This window comes from Vibrio genomosp. F10 str. 9ZD137 (genome assembly GCF_049974785.1).
Classification (GTDB): Bacteria; Pseudomonadota; Gammaproteobacteria; order Enterobacterales; family Vibrionaceae; genus Vibrio.
Window position 1 is genome coordinate 1 of sequence record NZ_JBNGCJ010000921.1, and the last position, 857, is coordinate 857.

At 37.1% G+C, this 857-nt stretch carries 1 pseudogene; it reads left to right on the forward strand.

The annotated features are described in order from the left end of the window. Positions 1–560 precede the first annotated feature (560 nt). A pseudogene (locus ACP45E_RS20325) lies at positions 561–857 on the forward strand (YfcC family protein); the annotation flags it as partial.

Below are 857 nucleotides of genomic sequence, written 5' to 3' on the forward strand. Positions count from 1 at the left end.
ACCGCTCTTCCGATCTGGGTTTACACTGGGTGGTCTTCTTATCTAACTGAGGCTTATCGCTCAGCGTTTATTTAAACCAACAATAATGAAAGGGGGCATCGGCTCCCTTTTCTATTTTCCAAAGATGATAAATTGACCACAGTCAATTTATCTTTCAATAATTAATTCACTCCCTATTTTAAAACTCTGAATAAATTTCCGTCACGGATAACCTTAATTAATGACGCCCTTACCTTGCCAACCCTGTTAGAAAAATCATCGAATATTAATCCGAAATTAATAAAGAAATACCCTCATTTAATCCACACTTATATTTTGACTATTTACCAGCCCTTTGTTTTTGTGAACAAACACAAAGTTAATGAATAAATCCAAGCATAGAATAATGAAAGATATCGATATAAATAATCAAGAACAATAGGGTCAACTCCAAAAAGTTGACTATAGATAAATCTATAATCATTCATTTTATCTGTGTGATTGTACTCTGTACTGGTCACCATTACTTATTAGTCGCTGATTCACATCTATTTTATTCCAATAGATGTAAGGAGATTGCTATGACAACTCAAACTTTGCCAACAGAAAGAAAAAAGGGTAACTTCTTTGCTAATTTTAAGTTCCCCTCTGCTTACACCATTCTATTCATTCTAATTGCCCTCGTCGCCCTATTAACTTGGATTGTTCCTGCCGGTCAATATGATCGAGTAATGAACGATGATTTAGGGCGGGAAGTCCCCGTAACAGGGACCTATCAACCCGTTGAAGGAAATCCACAAGGCGTGATTGATGTACTGCTCGCACCAATCGATGGCTTTTACGATCATGAAAGCTATGAAGCAGCGGCTATCGACGTC